Source organism: Aminobacter sp. P4_H6_2 (assembly GCF_056400805.1).
The window spans coordinates 1-3863 of record NZ_JBFUKO010000524.1 but is presented as its reverse complement, the minus strand read 5'-3'; the positions used below and the strand labels follow the sequence as shown (position 1 = coordinate 3863).

The following is a 3863-nucleotide window of genomic DNA, read 5'->3' as shown; positions in this document are numbered from 1 at the left end:
GGGATCATAGTCTTGGATCACACCATTCCTGGTGCTCGCTTCCTTACCCAGCAGCTGCTGATCAGCCTATTGCGAGGCAGGAAGTCGGCAACTCGGCGGCTGAAAAGGAAAGTCAGCTGTCGATCTGGGGCTCCTTCAACGGAGAGTTCCGAAATCCTGGAACGTCAAAATCCTAGTGATCCGTCGATTCGCCACGATGTTGTATTCTTCGGGCTATTCCGATCGCCAAAAGGTCTTGGCCAGATCGCCCGCTCACGCCTTGCCGCACTGCAGACCACAGAATTGCGTCCAGCACATTTAAATATAGAAGGCGTGGATGATTATCTTCCGCCGTTAGACAACGAAGATATCAGAAATTCAGATGAAATAGATGGCAAGGCAATATTGTTTGCTAACCCAGATATTTATTCGTCATTGGATATGTACACCAAACAGCGTTTTTGGCGTTCGAAATATCGAGTTGGTGAGTGGTATTGGGAGTTGCCTTCGCTGCCCGCGCCGTGGCGAGACGAAGCGTCGAAATTGAGCGAAATCTGGGTAGCTTCCGAGTTCACGCGACAGTCTGTTGCTGCGGCTCACACCAATGTAAGGATAGTTGCGCCAGCCCTCTCGGTTCGCCTGATCGACAAGCTCGATGCCAGGCGCCGCCTGGGGCTCCCAGAAGAATCGTTCACAGTCCTCACGATGTTCGATCTTGCATCTTATGCTGAGCGAAAGAACCCATTGGGTGCGGTCAAGGCTTTTATGGACGCCTTTCCGTCCTCTCATTCAGGGCAGCCGACCACGCTTGTTATCAAGACGCACTCGTCGACCGCCGACAATGCTGCCGCGCGTGAAATTCGCCGGCTTGCGGCGCTGGACGCGCGTTTAGTCGTTATGGATAGCAGAATAGACCAAGGCGCTATCGACTTTGTTCAAAGCGCGTGTGACGTCTTTATCTCACCCCATCGCAGTGAAGGTTTTGGCTTGATTCTCGCCGAATGTATGGCCCGCGGAAAGCCTGTCATTGCGACTGGCTACTCCGGTAATCTCGAATTCATGTCCGCCGAGAACAGCTTTTTGTCGCCTTTTAGCCTAGTGGATGTGCCGCCTGGCGCGTATCCGCACGGCGAAAACCAGGTGTGGGCCGAGCCGGATCTTGACTATTTTGTTGATAGCCTGCGGTTAATCTACGACAAACCGGGGCTCGCTAAGCAACGAGCATCGCTCGCGAGGGAAAACATCGAAAGTCGCTTTTCTCCTGACGTAGTCGGCCGGGCCATGGCGAAAGCGATATCGGAAATGGGCAGCTAGGCTCCTCGATCGATATCGAGGTCGTCTATGCGACCAGCTGTCGAGCACATCAAATACGCATCGTGCCGGGCGACGCTCGCTCGGCCCTCTCATCGCAGATATTGTCGAGATAATGGGCCTTGAATGCCGGGGAGGTCGAGCTCTGCCTTAAGAATAGCCACCAGGTCGCGCTTCGCCACGATCAAGATCACCCGAATACGCGACGACACCTGCCTCCATGTCGAAGAATGTGGGCGACACGCGAATGAAAAGCATATTCCGGGATAAGTCGGCCCGCGAGCATGATGCGATCGGTACGAAAAAAGCTCCGCAGGGGCGCATTGGCGTTGGACCGTCCTAAAGCAGTTGTCGATTTCGTGGGAAGTTTATTTCCAGAGTCTAGAGGCGATGTCGTTCCGATGATGCCTTCCACGTCATGACCGGCTGAACAGATGGAATCGCAGCTGCCCGCCAGCCTACGTGAACGGCAGGTAGCCCACGTTTCTAATAGCAGGCGGCCCGGATTTGGAACGTTGGCGATCCTCACGCCCGAGCGAGCGGTGCTTACTTTGGCATTGCCTTCGGCATCGACTAGACAGATACAGGGCCAACGTTGCCAATCGCGGCGGGGAAAGGAGATTGCGCCCAGGCGCAATCGGGCAAGGATATTCACGATGAGACTACCGCTGGGATGCGTCGTTCGCGACCTGACGACACATAGCGATGAACGTGGCGACCTGACGGAGATCTTCCGACAGCAATGGGATAGCGGGATCGAGCCCGTGCAATGGAACTTCGTACGTAGCCAGGCCAATGTACTGCGTGGCGTGCATGTCCATGTCGTCCACTCGGACTACCTTGTCTGCCTGGAAGGCACGTTGGTACTTGGGCTTGCGGATATCCGACCGGAATCACCAACCCATGGCATGGCAACGACGGTTACGCTCAAGGGATCCAAGATGCAGGCAGCGCTCATCCCGCAAGGTGTCGCGCACGGCTTCCATTTTCCAGAGCCTTCCAGCCTGTGCTATTCGGTGTCGCACTACTGGAACACGGTGGACGAGATCGGTTGCCGCTGGGATGACCCCGCGCTCGGCCTTGATTGGCAGGTTCGCGATCCCGCACTGTCCCCACGCGATACGAGCGCTGGCAGTGCTGATGAGATGACGCAGCAATACCTTGCGGTGCGCGAGCAGCTGAGAGCTCGACATGACTGACGTGCCGCATGTCGGGCTGGTCGGCTGTGGTCGCTGGGGCAAGCTGATTCTGAGCGACCTGAAAGCGCTGGGCGCACGGGTTACGTGCGTGGCACCTGGTGAGAAATCGCGTGCCAACGCCGAAGCCAACGGCGCCGACGAGATCGTCTCGAGCCTGGCCGAACTTCCCGAGGTCGAAGGGGCTGTCGTCGCTACGCCAAGCGACAACCATGGCGAGGTTCTGCTCAGCCTCTTGCCGCGCAACATTCCCCTGTTCGTCGAAAAGCCGCTGACATCCGACCTGGCGACGGCACAGCTGCTCGCCGAGACGGCGCCGAATCATATCTTCGTCATGGACAAATGGCGCTACCACGCAGGCATCGAGCGCATCGCGCAATATGCAAGAAGCGGCGAAATCGGCGACGTAGTGGGATTGAGACTCTACCGGCTCGGCTGGTCGATGACCCATAACGAGGTCGATCCGATCTGGAACCTGTTGCCGCACGACCTGTCGATCTGCCTGCATGTTTTGGGCGACGTGCCGCCAGTCGAAACGGCATTCGCCGACGGGCTTGGTCCGGCTTCCAGCGGTCTTGTGGCCTTGCTTGGCCGAACTGGCGGACCGCGCGTGGTCATCGAAACCTCGGCCCATCATCCGGTCAATCGCCGTTCGGTGATCCTGGCCTGTAGTGGCGGCACGGTGACGCTGAACGGAAGCCTCGACGACCACCTAATCCTCCGGCAGGGGAGCCCGGACAATCTCAGCGCGCCAGAGATCAAGGTACCGTTCGAAAACGACATGCCGCTAAAGGCCGAACTTGCGGTGTTTCTGCGCCATCTGCGCGGTGGGCCAGCGCCTATGAGTTCGGTTGCCGAAGGTGCATTGATCGTTGAGCGTGTCTGCGACATCCGGCGCAAAGCAGGGCTTCCGGCGTGAGACGGAAGCCAGCCGCGACCATCCTGATGCCGACGCACGACCATGCGCATCTGATAGGCTATTCGCTGCGGTGCATCCAGGAGCAGACATGCTCCAACTTCGAACTGTTTGTGGTGGGCGACGGCGCATCGGCGGAAACGCGCGACGTCGTAGAGTCCTTTGCGCGAAAAGATCGGCGCATCCGCTATTTCGATTTCCCGAAGGGACAGCGCCACGGTGAGGCACACAGGCATGTCGCTTTGCAAGAAGCGCGTGGCGATATCGTCGCGTATTGCGGCGACGATGATCTTTGGCTGCGCAACCACCTCGCCAGCCTGGCCACGCTGCTCAAGGAATGTGACTTCGGGCACATGGTGCAGATCAATGTGCATGGCCAAAACGAGTTCGTCGTTTACGGCGGAAGCTTTGCTGAACCCGACTGCTGGCGTAAAGTGCGAGATGGCGAGGCCGCGTTCTTC

4 protein-coding genes are annotated in these 3863 nt (G+C 57.8%); all 4 read left to right on the top strand.

The genetic code is table 11. The features are described 5' to 3' along the window. The coding region (locus AC1DUU_RS25750; protein WP_476786208.1) for a glycosyltransferase family 4 protein at positions 1–1293 on the top strand (1293 nt) is incomplete at its 5' end. 653 nt (positions 1294–1946) lie between these two features. Further along, positions 1947–2489 (top strand): dTDP-4-dehydrorhamnose 3,5-epimerase family protein, encoded by a 543-nt coding sequence (locus AC1DUU_RS25745; protein ID WP_476786207.1) that lies wholly within the window; start codon positions 1947–1949, stop codon positions 2487–2489. Then, a complete protein-coding gene (locus AC1DUU_RS25740) occupies positions 2482–3405 on the top strand; it encodes a Gfo/Idh/MocA family protein (protein WP_476786206.1) in 924 nt (307 codons plus the stop codon). Before AC1DUU_RS25745 ends, AC1DUU_RS25740 begins: the two co-directional genes overlap by 8 nt. A 26-nt stretch (positions 3406–3431) precedes the next feature. After that, a partial coding sequence (locus AC1DUU_RS25735; protein ID WP_476786205.1) for a glycosyltransferase family 2 protein occupies positions 3432–3863 on the top strand: 432 nt, incomplete at its 3' end.